17 protein-coding genes are annotated in these 19,793 nt (G+C 60.6%); 12 read left to right on the forward strand and 5 right to left on the reverse strand.

What is annotated here, in order from left to right:
* The coding region (locus tag PMI03_RS10655) for a tannase/feruloyl esterase family alpha/beta hydrolase (protein WP_039973785.1) at positions 1–997 on the forward strand (997 nt) is incomplete at its 5' end.
* Between the two features lie 77 nt (positions 998–1,074).
* Here PMI03_RS10655 and htpG read toward each other — a convergent pair.
* Positions 1,075–2,964: a molecular chaperone HtpG gene (htpG, locus tag PMI03_RS10660; protein ID WP_007692811.1), complete on the reverse strand. Its 1,890-nt coding sequence runs from the start codon at positions 2,962–2,964 to the stop codon at positions 1,075–1,077.
* A gap of 267 nt (positions 2,965–3,231) precedes the next feature.
* Between htpG and PMI03_RS10665 the strand changes: the two genes are divergently transcribed.
* The 10 genes from PMI03_RS10665 (at position 3,232) to PMI03_RS10705 (ending at position 14,697) form a co-directional block, all read left to right on the forward strand.
* The gene (locus tag PMI03_RS10665) at positions 3,232–3,819 is read left to right on the forward strand and encodes an ANTAR domain-containing response regulator (RefSeq protein ID WP_007692813.1); all 588 of its coding nucleotides are present in this window, start codon (positions 3,232–3,234) and stop codon (positions 3,817–3,819) included.
* A gap of 49 nt (positions 3,820–3,868) precedes the next feature.
* On the forward strand, positions 3,869–5,140 hold the full coding sequence (locus tag PMI03_RS10670) for a CmpA/NrtA family ABC transporter substrate-binding protein (protein WP_007692814.1): 1,272 nt from the start codon (positions 3,869–3,871) through the stop codon (positions 5,138–5,140).
* A 365-nt stretch (positions 5,141–5,505) separates the two neighbouring features.
* Positions 5,506–6,804: a CmpA/NrtA family ABC transporter substrate-binding protein gene (locus PMI03_RS10675; RefSeq protein WP_007692815.1), complete on the forward strand. Its 1,299-nt coding sequence runs from the start codon at positions 5,506–5,508 to the stop codon at positions 6,802–6,804.
* Positions 6,805–6,869: 65 nt separating this feature from the next.
* Complete coding sequence (ntrB, locus tag PMI03_RS10680; RefSeq protein ID WP_007692817.1) at positions 6,870–7,763, forward strand: nitrate ABC transporter permease; 894 nt, start codon at positions 6,870–6,872, stop codon at positions 7,761–7,763.
* Positions 7,764–7,773: 10 nt separating this feature from the next.
* Positions 7,774–8,574, forward strand: coding sequence for an ABC transporter ATP-binding protein (locus PMI03_RS10685; RefSeq protein ID WP_007692819.1), 801 nt, complete (start codon positions 7,774–7,776; stop codon positions 8,572–8,574).
* Positions 8,575–8,578: 4 nt separating this feature from the next.
* Positions 8,579–11,029, forward strand: coding sequence for a nitrite reductase large subunit NirB (nirB, locus tag PMI03_RS10690; RefSeq protein WP_007692820.1), 2,451 nt, complete (start codon positions 8,579–8,581; stop codon positions 11,027–11,029).
* Between the two features lie 4 nt (positions 11,030–11,033).
* A complete protein-coding gene (nirD, locus tag PMI03_RS10695) occupies positions 11,034–11,369 on the forward strand; it encodes a nitrite reductase small subunit NirD (RefSeq protein WP_007692821.1) in 336 nt (111 codons plus the stop codon).
* Between the two features lie 11 nt (positions 11,370–11,380).
* Entirely contained in the window at positions 11,381–14,038 is a 2,658-nt protein-coding gene (locus PMI03_RS10700; protein WP_007692822.1) for a nitrate reductase, read from the forward strand.
* Positions 14,039–14,166: 128 nt separating this feature from the next.
* A complete protein-coding gene (locus tag PMI03_RS31335; protein WP_007692823.1) occupies positions 14,167–14,340 on the forward strand; it encodes a hypothetical protein in 174 nt (57 codons plus the stop codon).
* Positions 14,341–14,433: 93 nt separating this feature from the next.
* Complete coding sequence (locus tag PMI03_RS10705; RefSeq protein WP_007692824.1) at positions 14,434–14,697, forward strand: hypothetical protein; 264 nt, start codon at positions 14,434–14,436, stop codon at positions 14,695–14,697.
* A gap of 58 nt (positions 14,698–14,755) precedes the next feature.
* Here the strand turns inward: PMI03_RS10705 and PMI03_RS10710 are convergent, their stop codons facing one another.
* The 4 genes from PMI03_RS10710 to PMI03_RS10725 form a co-directional block, all read right to left on the reverse strand.
* Positions 14,756–15,589 carry an alpha/beta fold hydrolase gene (locus PMI03_RS10710; protein WP_141685904.1) on the reverse strand — a complete coding sequence of 278 codons (834 nt, stop codon included), beginning with the start codon at positions 15,587–15,589 and terminating at the stop codon, positions 14,756–14,758.
* Between the two features lie 387 nt (positions 15,590–15,976).
* A complete protein-coding gene (locus PMI03_RS10715) occupies positions 15,977–16,969 on the reverse strand; it encodes an alpha/beta hydrolase (RefSeq protein ID WP_007692826.1) in 993 nt (330 codons plus the stop codon).
* 308 nt (positions 16,970–17,277) lie between these two features.
* On the reverse strand, positions 17,278–18,288 hold the full coding sequence (ftsZ, locus tag PMI03_RS10720; RefSeq protein ID WP_007692827.1) for a cell division protein FtsZ: 1,011 nt from the start codon (positions 18,286–18,288) through the stop codon (positions 17,278–17,280).
* Positions 18,289–18,528: 240 nt separating this feature from the next.
* A complete protein-coding gene (locus PMI03_RS10725) occupies positions 18,529–19,203 on the reverse strand; it encodes a DJ-1/PfpI family protein (RefSeq protein WP_007692828.1) in 675 nt (224 codons plus the stop codon).
* Positions 19,204–19,288: 85 nt separating this feature from the next.
* Between PMI03_RS10725 and PMI03_RS10730 the strand changes: the two genes are divergently transcribed.
* The coding region (locus tag PMI03_RS10730) for an AraC family transcriptional regulator (protein ID WP_007692829.1) at positions 19,289–19,793 on the forward strand (505 nt) is incomplete at its 3' end.

Here is a 19,793-nt window from a genome sequence, read left to right on the forward strand (position 1 = left end):
CCTGACGGCGGCGCGGCTGCCGCTCCTGCACAAAGCGGTCGTCGCCGCCTGCGACGCGCTGGACGGGCAGGTCGACGGATTGATATCCGACCCGCTGAAGTGCCATTTCGATCCGGGTACGCTGCTTTGCTCTGCGACGGCAAAGAACACCGATAGCTGCCTGATCACCGCGGAAGTCGAGACAGTTCGCCGCCTCTATAACGGTCCAAGAGACCCCGCAACGGGTGAACGCCTGACGATTGGCGGACCGCTGCCGGGTTCGGAACTCGCCTGGGCCGGCGTCTTCGTGCCGCGCGGGCCGAGCGAACCGATCTTCAGCGAGATCATCGCGATGGGCACAATCCTCAATCTCAACTTCGAAACAAATCCGCCCGCGGATTACAAACTCGCCGACGTCACATTTGACAGGGCGTATTTCGATCGGCTGCGTCCGCTGCATTCGCTTTATGACGCCACCAACCCCGATCTCTCGGCCTTCGAAAAATCCGGCGGCAAGCTGATCCTCTGGCATGGCCTTGCCGATCAGCATATCTCGCCGATCAACACCATTGCCTACTATCAAGCGGTCGAGAAGCTCCTGGGCGCCAAGCGCGCCGCTCAGTTCACACGGCTTTACCTCTTTCCAAGCATGTATCATTGCGAGGGCGGCGAAGGTCCGAACAAGATCGACCTGCTGACACAGATGCTGAACTGGGTCGAGAAGGGCACCGCTCCGCAGGAGATCGTCGCGCGGCAGACGGCGGACGGTGACACCAGCGGCTTTGGACAGCCGAACGGTGCGCCACCCAAAGACGCGACGAAGAAGCCGACCGCAAAATCCTCCGACAAGATCGTCCGGTCGCGCCCGGTCTACCCCTATCCTTACACCACGAAGTACAAGGGCAAGGGCGATCCGAACCTCGCAGCCAGCTACACGCGTGGTGACCGCGAGGAAGCCGTCATCGAGCCTTGGGCTGGCGCGGATTTCTATCAGCCCTACAAGCCCCGTGCGGAATAGACCTATGCGGCCTCACGACGGCGAAGCTTCGCCGTCGTATCCGTCTGCTTGAGATTATGCCGCGAGCAATCAGAGCTCTACTGCAAAGCCTTTTCCATCACGCGCACCAGCCGCTCGGCAAAGGCACGCGGGTCGGCAGGCTTGTCGCCATCAAGGACACGCGCCTGGTCGAGCAGCAGGAATGCCGCGTCGTCGCGCAGGGACGACTGGTCGCCCTTGGCGGCGATGGCCTTGACGAGCGGGTGATCGCTATTGATTTCCAGGATCGGCTTTGCAGCGGATTGCAGCTGCCCGGCGCCCTGCAGGATTTTTTCGAGCTGGCGGTCGTAGCCCTGTTCGGAGGCGACCAGGCAGACGGCGCTTTCGATCAGGCGGTCCGATGCGCGAACATCGGAAACCTGATCCGAGAGCTTATCCTTGGCGAAATCGATGAAAGCCTGAACCTCCGCCGGCGCTGATTCGTCCTTGGTCGCGTCCTGCTCGACCTTGCTGAACTGGGCGAGATCGGCCGACCCTTGCGTGATCGACTTGAACGCCTTGCCTTCGAACTCCGGCGCGTTCGTCACCCAGAAGCTGTCGACGGAATCCGAGAGCAGTAGCACCTCGATGCCGCGGGCACGAAACCCTTCGAGCTGCGGCGATGCCTTCAGCTGTTCGAGGCTGTTGCCGGCGAGATAATAGATCGCCTGCTGGCCTTCCTTGATATCCTTGACGTAGTCGGCAAGAGAACGATAGCCCTCCCCGGATGCCGTCGTGCGGAAGCGCGACAGCGCGACCAGTTGGCTGCGCCGCTCGTAATCCTCGTAAATACCTTCCTTGATCAGGCTTCCGAACGATTCCCAGAGTTTGAGGAAAGCATCATTGTCGCTTTCCGCAAGCTTCTCGATGGCGGTAATGATCCTGTTGGTGACGCCCTTGCGGATCGCCGAGAGGATGGCGCTTTCCTGGATCATTTCGCGCGAGACGTTCAGCGGCAGATCGGAGGTGTCGACAAGACCGCGCACGAAACGGAGATAGCGCGGCAGCAATTCGGCCTCATCGGTGATGAAGACGCGCTTCACATAGAGCTTCATCCGGCCCTTGCGATCGGGATCGAAGAGGTCGAAAGGCTGGGAACCGGGAATGAAGGCAAGCGCGGAATATTCGTGGCGGCCTTCGGCGCGGAAATGCACCGTCAGCGCCGGCTCGTCATACTGGCCCGAAATTCCGCGATAGAAATCGGTATATTCCTCGCTGGTGATATCGTTTTTCGATTTCGTCCAGAGCGCCGTGCCGTCAGTCAGCTGCGTCGCCTCCGCACCGGGCTTTTCGGCGATCGTGATCGGCACGGGCACATGACCCGATTGCGCCTTGACGATCCGCTCGACGGTCCAGCGGGACGCGTAGCTCTTGGCATCCTCCATCAGATGCAGAGTGATGCGCGTGCCGCGGGCCGGCGCCTCGCTGACATCGATCGGGCTGACGCTGTAGCCGCCCTTGCCGTCGGAGGACCAGAGCCAGGCATCATCCGTGCCGGCGCGGCGCGAGACGACATCGACGCGATCGGCGACCATGAAGCAGGAATAGAAGCCAACGCCGAACTGACCGATCAGCTGCGCGCCCTCGCCCTGCTTGTTTGCCTCGATGCGCTCCATGAAGGCGCGCGTACCGGAACGGGCGATCGTTCCGAGTGCTTCGATCATCTCGTCGCGGCTCATGCCGATGCCGTTGTCCTCGACAACAAGCCGGCTGCCCTCCTCATCCAGCGTCAGCAGGATACGGCTGTCCGGATCGCTTGCCAGCAGCGAAGGCGTGGCGATCGCCTCGTATCGCAGCTTCTCACAGGCGTCGGCCGCATTCGAAATCAGCTCGCGTAGAAATACATCCTTATCGGAATAAACCGAGTGAACCATCATATGCAGAAGACGGGCAACGTCGGCCTCAAAAACATGGCTTTCGGCGGGATTTTCTGCGGTGGTTGTCGTCATGTGCGTCTCGTCTCCTGGGAATATTAAAAGTCGCGCCGAAGAGGTGGCGGAAGAAGGGAGAAATTTCAAGTTGATGTCGCTTAATTACGCATAAGACGATGTGCTTTTATTGCCTCGGGAAATCTCTGCACGGCTTTGGCGTCGAGGACCGCAACCTAGGCTTCGCCACAGAACGACGGGATTGAATATTTTTTAGGCACTCATGGCATCGCCTAATATTTTGGCGCATGGCTTGCCCGCTTTGTTGCGTTGCGCCATAAAGGCGGCATGAGCCGCCTGGATCTGACCATTCTTGTGATCGACGAAAATACCATCCGCGCTTCGATCATCGAAGAGGGGCTGCGGGAGGCCGGTCATGCGCGCGTGACGGTCATCCACGAGGTCCATGGCGTGGCCCGCACGATCGAAACACTCAAGCCCGATGTGATTATCATCGATATCGAGAACCCGAACCGCGACATGATGGAGCATCTGTTCCAGCTGACGCGGACGGTCGGACGCCCGATTGCCATGTTCGTCGATCGCTCCGACACGGCTTCGATCGAGGCGGCTGTCGATGCTGGCGTTTCAGCCTATATCGTCGACGGGCTGAAGAAGGAGCGGGTGAAGCCGATCCTCGACATGGCCGTCAGTCGCTTCAATGCCTTCAGTCGGCTGCAACGCGAGCTAGCCGATGCGAAATCGGCGCTGGAGGAGCGCAAGATCGTCGAGCGTGCCAAGGGCATCCTCATGAAGATGCGCGGCCTGTCGGAAGAGGAAGCCTTCACGCTCCTCCGGCAGACGGCGATGAACGAGAAGAAGAAGATTTCAGATATCGCGCAAAGCGTCGTCACGGCCGCGGGCCTGTTGATGTGATGCCGATACGCGATAGCGGAAGTTTCCGGAGGAAACCGGAGTGGATATGATGAACAGCAGCAGTTCCGGCAGCAATCTCGCATCGCCGTCCCGCCTGACAGGCGAAGGGCCGAAGGTTCTACGCGCGGGATTCATCCCGCTCGTCGATGCCTCCGTCCTGATCGCGGCGGCGGAATTCGGCTTTGCACGGAAGGAAGGCATCACGCTCGACCTCGTCAAGGATGTCTCCTGGGCCAATGTCCGCGACCGCCTCGCCTTCCGTCAGTTCGACATCGCCCATATGCTGTCGCCGATGCCGGTCGCATCCATGCTGGGACTTGGCTCCAACCCCTCCCCGACCATCACGCCCTTCTCGCTCGGCAGCGGCGGCAATGCCATCACCCTGTCGACGCGGCTGTTCGACCGCATGCGTGAGGAAACGGGCTTATCGGACCTGGCGAGTGCCTTGGAAAATGCCCGGGCGTTGGCGACTGTGACAAAGCAGATGAAGGCGCGTGGCGAGCAACCGCCGACGCTTGGCATGACCTACCCCTTCTCCTCGCACAATTACGAATTCCGCTACTGGCTTGCCGCCGGCGGCATCGATCCCGATCAGGATGTGAAGCTCGTCGTCGTGCCACCGCCGCTGACATCCGACGCGCTGGCGGCTGGCGCCATCGACGGTTTCTGCGTCGGCGCGCCGTGGAACATGGTCGCCTCGGAGCGAGGCGTCGGCCGCATCGTCGCCGCCAAGCAGGATATCTGGCCTTCCGCCCCGGAGAAGGTCATCGGCATGCGACCGGACTGGGCCGAAAGCCATCCCGAAACCGTCTCCCGCTTGCTCGTGGCACTCGATGCGGCGGCACGCTGGTGCGATCGGCCGGAAAACCACGATGCGCTCGCAGAAGCGCTCGCCGATCAGCGCTATATCGCGGCTCCCGTCGGCATTATCCGCAACGTGCTTGCCGGCGAGTTCGGCCTCGATGCCAAGGGCAATCGCCGGGTGATCGACAGATACTTCAGCTTCCATGCCGGCTTCGCCAATTATCCACGCCCCAGCCAGGCGCTATGGATCCTCAGCCAGATGGTGCGCTGGGGCCAGAGTGCCCTCTCCGAACACAATATACGCATGGCCGCCTCCGCCTATCGACCCGACCTCTACCGGCTGGCGCTCGGCAACGACGCCGCTCCCGCCGATGCGGATATCCGTATCGAAGGAGACAGTGACGACGATCGCTTCATGGATGGGTTCATCTTCGATCCCTCGGACATGGCCTCTTATGTCGCAGGATTTGCAGTCAAGGCAAAGACGCAGATAGCATCTTCAGGCGAAGAGATCTGACGACCGACAGACGCTGCGTTGCACAAAATCGACGCAGCTCGTCGTGCTCCCTCAACTGCAGACGCTCAAAATATTTGCAGAATTCAATCTCGATCTAAAAACAAGCAAACGCAGCAGAGTGGGAAATACCCAAATAGTTTCATAAGGATAGGAAACAACCACCAAACTGGCACGCCGCTTGCTTGATAAACATTACTTCGGTCAACGGCGATCGAGGTAAGCCGAGCGCGAGAAACGCGCTCGCAGTGACATTGACGTCGCAAGGTTTTTGCCCCGAGGGACTCTCCCAAGTCCCGGGCTGCATCAACCGAGCGGCGTTTTTTTATTCCCAAAAATCCGTCAGACACCAGCAGAGGGGCCCGCATATGAAGAAGATCCTGTCCGGCAGCGTTACGCGCCGTAGCCTATTGAAGACCTCCGGCACCGCAGCCCTTATCTGTGCGGTCAAGACTGCCTTTCCCTCCGGCGCCTTGGCGGCCACGAGCGGACCGGAAGTCTCCGGCGCCAAGCTCGGCTTCATCGCGCTCACCGATTCAGCGCCACTGGTCATTGCCAAGGAGAAAGGCCTGTTTGCAAAACATGGCCTGCCGGATGTCGACGTTGAAAAGCAGGCATCCTGGGGCGCGACACGCGACAATCTCGTGCTCGGAGGCGCTGCCAACGGCATCGATGGCGCGCATATCCTCTCGCCGCTGCCCTATCTCATGCACACGGGCAAGGTCACACAGAACAACCAGCCCGTACCGATGGCCCTCTTGGCGCGCCTCAACTACGATAGCCAGGCCATCTCCGTCGCCAAGGAATATGCCGATACCGGCGTTCAACTGGATGCCTCCAAGCTGAAGGTAGCCTTCGATGCCAAGCGCGCGGCCGGCAAGGAAATCAAGGCCGCCATGACCTTCCCCGGCGGCACGCATGACCTCTGGATCCGCTATTGGCTCGCCGCGGGCGGCATCGATCCCGACAAGGACGTCTCGACCATCGTCGTGCCGCCGCCGCAAATGGTGGCGAACATGAAGGTCGGCAACATGGATGTCTTCTGTGTCGGCGAACCCTGGAACGAGCAGCTCGTCAACCAGGGCATCGGCTTCACCGCCTGTACCACCGGCGAGATCTGGAAAGGCCATCCGGAAAAGGCGCTCGGCATGCGCGCCGAATGGATCGAGAAGAATCCCAATGCCGCCAAGGCATTGCTGATGGCCGTCATGGAAGCCCAGCAATGGTGCGACAGCATGGACAACAAGGACGAGATGGCAACCATCCTCGGCAAGCGGCAGTGGTTCAACGTGCCGCCCAAGGATATTCTTGGGCGTCTCAAGGGCGACATCAACTACGGCAATGGGCGCGTCGCCAACGGAACCGATCTTTACATGAAATTCTGGAAGGGCGGCGTTTCCTATCCCTTCCAGAGCCATGACGCCTGGTTCATCACCGAGAACATGCGCTGGGGTAAGTTCGCGCCAAATACCGACGTCAAGAAACTGGTCGGCGAAGTGAACCGCCAGGATATCTGGCGCGACGCCGCCAAGGATCTTGGCGTTGCTGCTGCCGATATTCCGGCCTCGACCTCACGCGGCAAGGAAACCTTCTTCGACGGCAAGGTCTTCGACCCGGAGAACCCTTCCGCCTATCTCGAAAGCCTCTCCATCAAGGTGGCGTCGTGATGATCGGTGTCATGCCTCAAGAGCTCCGCACTCTCCGCGTCGCGCAAGATTCAAGGACCTGATTCATGTCTGCAACAGCCCGCAAACAGGAAGTCATCGCGACGGCCGCACCTCAAGACGAAAGCCGCGTCGTGAAACTCTCCGCTCGTCCCGTTCGCCGCATTGATGTCAAGCTCATCGCACTGGCAATCCTACGTGCCGTCGTGCCGCCGCTGGTGGTGCTCATCATCCTGCTCGGCGTCTGGCAGCTCCTCTGTGAGCAGCCCGGCGCCAGCCTGCCGCCGCCGTCCCAGGTCTGGCAGGAGAGCTACGATCTCATCGCCTATCCCTTCTTCTATAACGGTCCCCAGGATATCGGCCTGGCCTGGCGCGTGCTCATTTCCCTGCAGCGCGTCGCCTATGGCTTCGGTCTTGCCGCCATTGCCGGCGTCTTGATCGGCGCGTTGATCGGACAGTCGATCTGGGCGATGCGTGGCCTCGATCCGATTTTCCAGATCCTGCGCACCGTGCCGCCGCTCGCCTGGTTGCCACTGTCGCTTGCCGCCTTCCAGAACTCGAGCCCATCGGCGATCTTCGTGATCTTCATCACCTCGATCTGGCCGGTGATCATCAACACCGCCGTCGGTGTGCGCAACATTCCGCAGGATTACCGCAATGTCGCCAGGGTGCTACGGCTGAACCAGATCGAGTTCTTCTTCCGCATCATGGTGCCCGCTGCCGCTCCCTATATCTTTACGGGCCTGCGCATCGGCATCGGCCTGTCCTGGCTTGCCATTGTCGCGGCCGAAATGCTGACGGGCGGCGTTGGCATCGGCTTCTTCATCTGGGATGCATGGAACTCTTCGCGCCTGCCCGACATCATCGTCGCCCTCACCTATATCGGCATCACCGGTTTCATCCTCGACAAGCTGGTCGCTGCGATCGGCGCCTTTGTCACCCGCGGCGCCACGGCCAATTAAGGAAAGCATGATGACCAGCTCCTATCTCAAGCTTGATCACATCGACAAATATTTCGACCGCGGCGGTCAGCGGGCCGAGGTATTGAAGGGTGTCAACCTCGTTATCGAAAAAGGCGAGTTCGTCTCGATCATCGGCCATTCCGGTTGCGGCAAGTCGACCCTGCTTAACCTGATCGCCGGCCTGACCCCGGTCTCGGCCGGTGCGGTGCTCCTGGAAAACCGGGAGGTCAATGCACCCGGTCCCGAGCGCGCCGTCGTCTTCCAGAACCATAGCCTGCTGCCCTGGCTGACCGTCTATGAAAACGTCAACCTTGCCGTTTCGAAACTGTTCCGCGGCACGAAAACCAAGGCCGAGCGCCATGATTGGGTGATGCGCAATCTCGACCTGGTGCAGATGGCCCATGCCAAGGACAAGCGCCCGTCGGAAATCTCCGGCGGCATGAAACAGCGCGTGGGCATCGCCCGGGCGCTCGCCATGGAGCCGAAGATCCTGTTGCTGGACGAGCCCTTCGGCGCACTCGACGCGCTGACGCGCGCGCATCTGCAGGATGCGGTGATGGATATCCATGCCCGCCTCGGCAGCACCATGGTGATGATCACTCATGATGTCGACGAAGCCGTGCTGCTCTCCGACCGTATCGTCATGATGACCAACGGTCCGGCCGCCTATATCGGCGATGTGCTCGACGTGCCGATCGCCCGGCCGCGCAACCGCCTCGAGCTTGCCGCCGACCGAACCTACCTCAAATGCCGCGAAGCCGTGTTGAAGTTCCTTTATGAACGCCACCGCTTCGTCGAAGCCGCGGAGTAAGCCCATGACCCAGAAACTTGTCATCGTTGGCAACGGCATGGCGCCCGGCCGCATGCTGGAACATCTTCTCGAAAAGGCGCCAGACCTCTATCAGGTCACGATCTTCAACGCCGAACCGCGCGTCAACTACGACCGCATCATGCTGTCGCCGGTCCTTTCAGGCGAGAAGGATTACGAGCAGATCATCATCCATGGCGATGGCTGGTACATCAAGAACAACATCACCCTCTACAAGGGCCACAAGATCGTCGCCATCGATCGCGCTGCCAAGACCGTCACCTCGGATCACGGCGTCACCGAGAGCTACGACAAGCTGGTGATCGCCACCGGCTCTGTGCCCTTCATCATCCCCGTTCCCGGAGCAAACCTGCCGGGCGTCCTGAGCTATCGCGATCTTGATGACGTCAATGCCATGCTGCTTGCCGCCCAGTCCCGTGCCAAGGCGGTCGTCATCGGCGGCGGCCTGCTGGGTCTCGAAGCTGCGGCGGGCCTCAATCTGCGCGGCATGGATGTCACCGTATTGCACGTCAATTCGACGCTGATGGAACGCCAGCTCGACCCGGCCGCAGGCTACCTGCTGGAAAAGGCGATCGAGGAGCGCGGCATCAAGGTTATTACCAAAGCCAACACCCAGGCGATCGTCGGTAACGGCAAGGTCGAAGGGGTCGAACTGGCCGACGGCACCATCATTCCGGCAACGCTGGTGGTGATGGCGGTCGGCATTCGCCCGAGTGCCGGGCTCGCCAAGGAGGCCGGACTTGCGGTCAACAGGGGCATCGTCGTCGATGCCGGCATGAGCACATCGGACGGCGATATCTACGCACTTGGCGAATGCGCGGAAGTCGGTGGCCAGGTCTACGGCTTGGTGGCGCCGCTCTACGAGATGGCGCGTGTTGCCGCCGCGCAGTTGGCCGGCGAAACATCGGCCGGCTTCGTGCATTCGGACACCCCGACCAAGCTCAAGGTCACCGGCATCGATCTGTTTTCGCTCGGAGACTTCGCCGATGGCGACGATCGCGAGGAGATCGTGCTGCGCGATGCCTCAGCCGGCGTCTACAAACGGCTGGTGCTCAAGGACAACCGCATCATCGGCACCGTGCTCTACGGCGAAACCGCCGATGGCGCCTGGTTCAACGATCTGAAAAAGAAGGCCACCGATATCTCGGAGATGCGCGAGACGCTGATCTTCGGACAGGCCTACCAGGGAGGGTCGCCGCTGGACCCTATGGCGGCCGTTGCAGCCTTGCCGGATGATGCGGAAATCTGCGGCTGCAACGGCGTCTGCAAAGGCAAGATCACGTCAACAATCACCGCCAAGGGGCTGACATCGCTCGACGATGTGCGCGCCCATACAAAGGCGTCAGCCTCTTGCGGCTCCTGCACCGGTCTTGTCGAACAGTTGATGTCGATCACGCTTGGGGACAGCTACAATCCAGCCGCGGTGCAGCCGATGTGCACCTGCACCGAGCTTGGGCATGATGATGTCAGAAGGCTCATAAAAGCCAAGGGGTTGAAGACCATTCCTGCGGTTATGCAGGAACTGGAATGGAAGACCTCCTGCGGCTGCGCCAAATGCCGGCCGGCACTGAACTATTACCTCGTCTGCGACTGGCCGGACGAATATGCCGACGATTACCAGTCACGTTTCATCAATGAGCGCGTCCACGCCAACATCCAGAAGGACGGTACCTATTCCGTGGTGCCGCGCATGTGGGGTGGCGTTACAAATTCCGGTGAGCTGCGCGCCATCGCCGATGTCGTCGACAAGTTCGAAATCCCGATGGTGAAGGTGACCGGCGGTCAGCGCATCGACCTGCTCGGCATTCACAAAGAGGACCTGCCCGCCGTTTGGGCCGATCTCGGCAAAGCCGGCTTCATCTCGGGACAGGCCTATGCCAAGGGTCTGCGCACGGTGAAGACCTGCGTCGGCTCCGACTGGTGCCGCTTCGGCACCCAGGATTCGACCGGCCTCGGTATCCGCATCGAGAGATTCATGTGGGGCTCCTGGACGCCGGCAAAGCTCAAGATGGCGGTGTCCGGCTGTCCGAGAAACTGCGCCGAGGCGACCTGCAAGGACATCGGTGTCATCTGCGTGGATTCAGGCTTCGAGATTCATTTCGCTGGCGCCGCCGGCCTCGACATCAAGGGCACGGAAGTGCTCGGCCTCGTCAAGACCGAGGATGAGGCACTGGAGCATATCGTGGCGCTGACACAGATGTACCGCGAACAGGGCCGCTATCTCGAACGCATCTACAAATGGGCAAAGCGCATCGGCCTCGACGAGATCCGCCGGCAGATCATGGGAGATGCCGACAAGCGCAAGGCCTATTACGACCGCTTCGTCTTTAGCCAGAAATTCGCACAGGTCGATCCCTGGTCGGAGCGCGTCTCCGGCAAGGACAAGCATGAATTCCGGCCGATGGCGACGGTCGGCTTCCATCAGGCGGCGGAGTGAGAAGATGGACATGAACTGGGTAGAAATCGGCGACATCTCGGATATCCCGCTGCGCGGCGCGCGCTGCGTGAAGACCCCGCAGGGCAAGATCGCCGTCTTCCGCACCGCCGAAAACCAGGTCTTCGCCATCGAGGACCATTGCCCACACAAGGGCGGCCCGCTTTCGCAAGGAATCGTCCATGGCGCTGCGGTCACCTGCCCGCTGCACAACTGGGTGATCTCGCTCGAAACCGGCGAGGCGCTCGGGGCAGACAAGGGTTCGGTCAGGACCATTCCGGTGCGCAACGAGAACGGAGCCCTGTCGATTGCTCTCGATAGTTTGATGATGGCGGCGGAGTGACCGGAGCAGTCATGTCCGTTGAGACCAAAACCACCTGCCCTTACTGCGGCGTCGGCTGCGGCGTCATCGCCAGCGTCGACGACCACGGCAAGGTCTTCGTTAAAGGCGATCCGGAGCATCCGGCCAACTACGGCCGGCTCTGTTCCAAGGGGTCGGCGCTGGCCGAAACCATCGATCTCGACGGCCGCGTCCTCTATCCGGAGATTCAGGGCCAACGGGCGAATTGGGACGAAGCGCTCGATCTCGTCGCCGCTCGCTTTTCAGAAACCATCGCGGAACACGGCCCCGATTCCGTCGCCTTCTACGTCTCCGGGCAGCTTCTGACCGAAGACTATTATGTCGCCAACAAGCTGATGAAAGGCTTCATCGGTTCAGCCAATATCGACACCAATTCGCGGCTTTGCATGTCATCCTCCGTTGCCGGCCATCGCCGCGCCTTCGGCTCGGATACGGTGCCCGGCACCTACGAGGATATCGAGCTTGCCGATCTGGTGATCCTGACCGGCTCCAACCTCGCCTGGTGCCATCCGGTCATTTATCAGCGCCTTGCCGCCGCCAAGGCTGCGCGGCCGGGAATGAAGGTCGTCGTCATTGATCCGCGCCGAACGATGACCTCCGACATTGCCGATCTGCATCTGGCGATCCGCCCTGATGGCGATGTCGCTTTGTTCATGGGCCTCCTCGCCCAGCTTGCCCAGAGCGCCGCCATCAACCAGAATTTCATCGCGCTCCATACGGAAGGCTTCGCAGACGCGTTTGCCGAAGCGTCTGCGCTGAGCTTCAGCGACATGCTCGACAAGACCGGTCTGCCGGCGATGCAGCTGCGCGAGTTCTTCCGTCTGTTCGAAACAACGGAAAAGGTGGTGACCTGCTACAGCCAAGGCGTCAACCAATCCTCCTCCGGCACCGACAAGGTCAACGCCATCATCAATTGCCATCTGGCGACCGGGCGCATCGGCCGGCCCGGAATGGGGCCCTTCTCGCTCACCGGCCAGCCGAACGCCATGGGAGGGCGAGAGGTCGGCGGCCTTGCCAACATGCTGGCTGCCCATATGGCGATCGAAAATGCCGAGGATCGTGACCGGGTGCAGCGCTTCTGGAAAGCGCCGACAATTGCCGAGCGGCCGGGGCTGAAAGCGGTCGATATGTTCCGTGCGGTCGCCGATGGCCGCATCAAGGCATTGTGGATCATGGCGACCAATCCTGTGGTTTCGATGCCGGATGCCGATGCCGTCGAGGCGGCCATCAAGGCCTGTCCCTTCGTCGTCGTTTCCGATGTCCTGAAAGAGACGGACACGACGCTGCACGCCCATGTCCTGCTGCCCTCTCTCGGCTGGAGCGAGAAGGACGGCACGGTCACCAATTCCGAACGCCGCATTTCCCGGCAGCGCAAGTATCTCCCCGCTCCGGGCGACGCGAAATCAGACTGGTGGCAGATGGCCGAAGTCGGCCGTCGCATGGGATTTGGCGACGCCTTTGCCTTTAGGTCGCCCGCTGAAATCTTTGCCGAACACGCCGCCCTTTCCAGCTTCGAAAATGATAGCAGCCGGGATTTCGATATCGGCGCTTATGGGCAAATCGCGATTGACGATTATAACGCGCTTTCGCCGTTTCAATGGCCACAGCCCGCGGGATCAGCGCGGCAGACGTCACGCTTCTTCGCAGCCGGCGGGTTCTTTCATCCCGATCGCAAGGCCCGCTTCGTGCCGGTCAAGGCTCCAGAATCAGACCGCACCAACACAGACTTTCCGTTCACGCTCAATACCGGCCGCATTCGCGACCAGTGGCATACGATGACCCGCACCGGCAAGAGTGCCCGCCTGTCATCACATATCGCCGAGCCCTTTGCTGAGATCCATCCCCGCGACGCGATCGAGATCGGCGTCGGCGACGCTAGTCTGGTCGAGATCGAAAGCCCGCATGGCAAGGTGATCGTGCGCGCCTTGGTGACAGAGCGGCAGGCGCGCGGCAGCCTGTTCGTGCCGATGCATTGGAACGACCGGTTCGCCGCAAAGGCGCGTATCGACGCTGTCGTCACACCCCTGACCGACCCCATTTCCGGCCAGCCGGCATCAAAGAATGTCGCTGTCGCTGCCCGCCCCTTCAAGGCGGCGCGTTATGGCTTTGCCGTTTCCATGGCAAGGCCGCAGTGGCTGGATAGCGCCTATTGGGCGCTCGCCAAAGCCGATGGTGGTTGGCGGGTGGAACTTGCCTTCGGTGACACGGAGGAGGATTGGGCAAGCTGGTGTCGCGCCACTTTCGATATCCCCGCGCATATCGAACCGCTCGGCTATGCCGATCGAACGACCGGCGACTTTCGTCTCGCCTTCTTCGACGGCGAACGATTGCTCGCGGCGCTGTTCCTCGCCCGCCAGCCTGTCGCTGTCGCCCGCAATTGGGCTATCGCCCAGCTCGCCGCGTCCCATAGCGATCTGCGCAAACGCTTCGCGCTCGTTGCCGGACGACCGGGTGCCGACACGCCCGATCCTGGAGCAACCGTCTGCTCGTGTTTCGGTGTCGGCGTCAATCAGATCGTCGGTGCAGTCCGTAACGGTTGCCACAGCGTCGAGGCGGTCGGCAAAACGCTGAATGCCGGTACCAATTGCGGCTCTTGCCGCGCGGAGATCCGTGGAATCATCGACGGATGCCTCGCAGCTGCGGCCGAATAACAATCCCTCTTTCGCCCAGCAAGCGCCTCGCCCGAGGAGCGACAAAGTGCCCACGGATCGGCCGGCGCCCACCGACTTGACTATCTACGCTTATTGTGAGAACATACAGTGAACATATGGAGATATCCATGACTGACACACAGCAAGTCATAGAGCGTGCCATGACATTCGTCGCAGTTTCGAAAGCCTTGCGGCAACGCGAACAGGAACGGCTCGCCGCGTGGAAACGCCGCGTCGATATCAGCCGACCGCTGCCGCCCTTGCCGCGCGCCGTGCAGCTTTCGCTCAAGCTGGATCGATGATGTCACCACCGATCTGGGCCTAACAGGTAGAGATTGGTGCTCCCAAGGGAACCACGATCCCGCCATGACGTTTTCTCAGAAGAGGAGAAAGCCATGGCAAAGCACGACCCGACATTGCCGCCGATCCCGGCTCCGGAAACTGGCCTTCCAAATCCCCTTCAGCCGCCTTCGGTGGAACCGCCGAAGATCGCCAGGGATGATGACTCGACTGCCTATGCCCGCGGCTTCGAGGCCGGAAAACGGGAAGCTGCCACCGACAAGAACCCCTATCCCGAAGATAGTAGCAGCGCCAAAGCATTCGACCACGGCTATCTGGATGCGCAAAAAGTCAGAAGCAACGATAAGCCGCCCGGTTAAGATTGTCGGCGGCAGAGCGCCCGCCTTCCAGCGGGCGCTCTGTTTTTTCTGGAGATCGTTATGCCTTGAAGAATTCAAGCAGATCGGCGTTGATGACATCCGCATGGGTGGTGGCCATGCCGTGCGGGAAGCCCTTGTAGACCTTCAGCGTGCCCTTCTTGAGCAGCTTGGCGGACAGAAGAGCAGAATCCGCGATCGGCACGATCTGGTCGTCGTCACCGTGCATCACGAGAACCGGCACATCGATCTTCTTCAGGTCCTCGGTGAAATCGGTTTCCGAGAAGGCCTTGATGCAATCGTAATGGGCCTTGGCGCCGCCCATCATGCCCTGGCGCCACCAATTATCGACGACGCCCTGGGAGACATTAGCACCCGAACGATTGAAGCCGTAGAACGGGCCGGCCGGGATATCGCGGAAGAACTGGGCGCGATTGGCGACCAGCGCCGAACGGAAGCCATCGAAGACCTCAAGCGGCAGGCCGCCCGGATTCTTCTCCGACTTGACCATGATCGGCGGCACGGCGCCGATCAGCACCGCCTTGGAGACGCGGCCATGGCCGCCATATTGGGCGACATAGCGGGCAACTTCGCCGCCGCCGGTCGAATGTCCCACATGAATGGCGCCCTTCAGGTCCAGGTGCTCGGCCAATGCCGCGACATCGGCGGCATAGGTATCCATCTCGTTGCCGGTTGCCGTCTGGCTCGAGCGGCCGTGGCCGCGGCGATCATGGGCGATGACGCGGAAACCCTTATCGAGGAAAAACAGCATCTGAGCATCCCAGTCGTCGGCGCTCAGCGGCCAGCCGTGATGGAATACGATCGGCTGACCCGTTCCCCAATCCTTGTAGAAAATCTGGGTTCCGTCCTTGGTCGTAATGGTGTTGCTGCTCATAGTGGTATCCTTCCCTTTCGAAGACTGCTTTGTTGCAGAGGCTTGTGCGGGTTGAGCGAAGGGCATGACAGCCGCCGTGGCGGCCAGACCTAATCCGGCCGTCATAACGCCCCGGCGGGTAGCTTGATTGATCGAGTTGCTCATTTCAATCTCCAATCATTTATATATCGCACGATTTGTTATTGCGATATTTATCTATGTAGAGCCAATTCGAATTGCTGTCCATAAGAAATTTATCGCAATATCTTATCGTGCAATAATAAATTGAGCGGCAACCAGCACTCCGGCATGACACCTGAACGACTGAACGCATGGAATCATCGGGTCCAGCCCCTGCGCGATACACTTGGTCTGAAAGATGCGGCTGATTGTGTCAGATGACGATGACTACTGTGCGGGCTTGTCCGCAAAATGCGCGATGGCGAATTCGGCCACCTTTGCGTTCGACTTCCTCGCGTCGTCAAGCCAAAACGGGAAGACCTGCCATTGGTGGATCATGCCCGGCCAGATCTCGACGGTGACATTGACCCCTGCCTGACGCGCATTGTCCTCCAGGCGCAGCGTATCGTCCAGCAGCGTCTCACGCGAACCGACCTGCAGCAGCAGTGGCGGAAAGCCGGTCATATTCGCATAAAGCGGTGACCTCTCCCAATTCACCGGGGAACGATCGCCGATATAGGCCTTGCGTATCAGCTCCAGCTCGCCCTTGCCCATGAAAGGATCGCTCCCGGCATTCGCGGTCATCGAGGCGCCTGTTATGGCAAAATCGGTCACCGGGCTCATCGCCACCACGGCGGCCGGCAAAGGCCCCTTGAGCCGGAGCTGCCTGAGGGTGACCTCGATCGCCAGGGTCCCGCCGACGGATTCGCCGGCAACCACAATGTTTTCCGCTCGATATCCGGAGGCGAGAAGCCAGCGATAGGATGCCAGCGCATCATCGACCTGGGCGGGAAAACCGTGTTCCGGTGTGAGACGATAGTCGATCAGCAGCACATCGGCGGACGCAGCCTTCGCAAGAGAGCCCGCAATATTGCGATGCGTCCTCAACGAACCGCTATAGAAGCCACCGCCATGGAGATAGAGGATCGCCCGCCGGCCGAGCGGATGATGCAGCCGCGCCGGCCAGATCAGATCGGCCTCAACTCCGTTGACATCCGCATGACGGATCTGGACGCGCGTCGGATCCGGCGTCGATGCCATCAACCTCTCGAAGGCGCCGCGCCGCTGGCGGAGGTCCTGTATGCCGTCGTAGGTTTGATGCAGTGTCGCGATCAGCTTATCGATCTGATCGTTCGAGACCTGCATCGGTGGTACCGGATCGAGAGCCTGGGCGGGTGAACCAAGCAGCACCAGGGGGACGGTCACCGCCAGCGCTGCCATCAACCTCGTCAAGAAAGGGAGCATGAAGAGAAATGACCGACGCCCATTCACACGATTGACCTTTCCGCTACCCAGCCTGAAGGCAATATTGCTCTGTTCGGTTGCAACTGCCAACAGCTTCGTCTGTCTTCAGCTCTGGATACCGTCTATTTTTCAAAGCAGCATGACAGGCGGGGGCGCGCCGTCTCAGCCAGAGAGAATAGCTTGATGATCGTAAAATGGCTGAAGGCACAGCTCTCCACCCCCGGATACGCCACCCGAGGTTTCTCCTCTTCCTATCCCTCGCCTCGAACAGTCCGAAGTAATCTTTACTGAGCGCTTTGGCTTCTCATAGCCTCGGAGAGATTGCCCGAGGCTGCGAACCCATCGAGACCCGTTGCAACGACCGATACCCGGAACACCCCATCAAGGGTTCTGTCGAAGATCGCTCCGACAACGATATCGGCATCATCGAGGACTTCGTCGCGTATGCGGCTGGCGGCCTCATCCACTTCGAACAACGTCATGTCCGTGCCGCCGGAAATGGAGATCAGCACGCCCCGCGCGCCCTTCATGCTCATATCGTCAAGAAGCGGGTTGGCGACGGCAGCCTCTGCCGCCCTCAGCGCACGGCCCTCTCCGCTCGCTTCACCCGTCCCCATCATGGCGCGGCCCATTCCGCGCATGACGGATTTGACGTCGGCGAAATCAAGGTTGATGAGGCCTTCCTTGACGATCAGATCCGTGATGCAGCTAACACCGGCAAACAGGACCCGGTCGGCGGTCACAAAAGCGTTCGCGAAGGTGGTCGTGGCATCCGCAATGCGAAACAGATTCTGATTTGGAATAACGATGACAGTGTCCGCGCTTTCACGCAGGCGCTCGATACCCTCGTTGGCGGTCCGCATGCGTCGGTTGCCTTCGAACGTAAAGGGCTTGGTGACGACGCCCACCGTGAGGATGCCCGCCTGTCGCGCCGCCTGCGCGATGATCGGAGCCGCGCCAGTGCCGGTGCCGCCACCCATACCGGCCGTGATGAAGCACATATGCGTGCCCCGGAGGTGGTCCATGATTTCATCGATGGATTCCTCGGCGGCAGCGCGTCCGATTTCCGGCAGGGAGCCGGCGCCGAGACCTTCGGTCACCTGGGTCCCGAGCTGAATGCGCCGCGCTGCGCTCGACATCGCGAGCGCCTGCGCATCCGTGTTTGCCGCAATGAATTCAACGCCCTGAAGCTCTTCCGCGATCATATTGTTAATCGCGTTGCCGCCGCCGCCACCGACACCGACGATGGAAATCTTCGGTATCACTTCGGATAATGATGTGCGGATGTCGGCCATGAAGGTCCCCTTGAATCAATTTCAATCGCGATCACCTGCCATTCGCGGGAACTGGCATAAAGCGATTCGCGAGAGCATAACGATCCTGATGAGGAACGCGTGAGCATTGCGGCATATGCTGGGCGACGTCCACAAGATAATGAATTTAATGCCTGGCGATGGTCGGCATGTTAAAGCGCGAGCCCCCGGATCAAACACCGGGAGCCCGCAGCGACCAACGCAATTCTCAGCCGGCTGAGGTTAGATCGAGGCCAGGCGGGCGAGGATGGCTTCTCGCGCCGCCCGCGAGCCGGCCAAACGCTGCTTCACCCTGGCAAGCACCTCGGCTGTCGCCTCTTCTGGTGTCCCCGAATGGAACGGCGGCGCCGGCGCGTACTCCAGCGAGAGCTGGATCATCTCGGCTTCCTCCTGGCCGCGCAGGGCTGCGACGACAGCCAGCCCGAAGTCGATACCGGCCGTTACCCCGCCGGCCGTGATGAGATTGCCGTCTTGAACGATGCGGCCCGCGGTCGGGATAGCCCCGAAATGGGCGAGAAAATCATGGGCATTCCAATGCGTCGTTGCCTTCCTGCCCTTGAGCAGGCCGGCCGCGCCGAGAACGAGGGAGCCAGTGCAAACCGAGGTCACGAAACGCGCTTGCGCCGCTTGTGCGCGGATAAAGGACAAGACAACCTCATCTTCGAGCAACGCGTTCACGCCAGCGCCGCCCGGCACGCAGATAACGTCGAGTTGAGGGCAATCTTCGAAAGTCGTCGTCGGCTGCAACACCAGTTTCGTTGAGGCTACTATCGGCGCGACATCCTTCCAGACCAGATGGACCTCCGCGCCTTCCGTCGAGGCGAAGACCTCGTAAGGCCCTGTCAGATCGAGTTGCTGAACGCCGGGAAAGGTGAGCAGGCCGAAACGGATCGTCATATTCATCTCCAAAGATTGACTTCAGCAAGCTTACGCGATCACTATCTGGCGTATTTGCCAATGTACCCTCATTTTGAGCCAAACTATGCGCCGCATCGAAATTCTCGCCTTCGAAAACGCCCAGCTGCTCGACGTAACCGGGCCACTGCAGGTGTTTACAAGTGCCAATGAGGCAGCTCTCGCAGCGGGTCTGCCAAGACCCTATGACGCGATCACGGTCGCAACGAGCCCACAGACCGGGACGACCTCGGGTCTGTCACTTGCGACCGCACCACTGCCCGACGATGATATCGAGATCGATACCTTGATCGTCGCAGGCGGCCGGGGCGTGAACAAGGCGTGTGAGGACGTCGCTCTCATCGACTGGATCCGCCGGCGTTCGGCAAGGGCGCGGCGGACGGCATCGGTTTGCAGCGGTGCCTTTCTTCTCGCCGAAGCGGGCCTGCTGGAGGGCAAACTCGCTGTGACGCATTGGCATCGTTGCACCGAGTTCTCCAAGCGCTTTCCGAATGTGAAGCTGGAACCCGATCCGATCTTCATTCAGGATGGAGAGATATGGACGTCGGCGGGCGTAACCGCCGGTATCGATC

This window comes from Rhizobium sp. AP16 (assembly GCF_000281735.1).
In the GTDB taxonomy this organism is placed as follows: domain Bacteria; phylum Pseudomonadota; class Alphaproteobacteria; order Rhizobiales; family Rhizobiaceae; genus Rhizobium; species Rhizobium rhizogenes.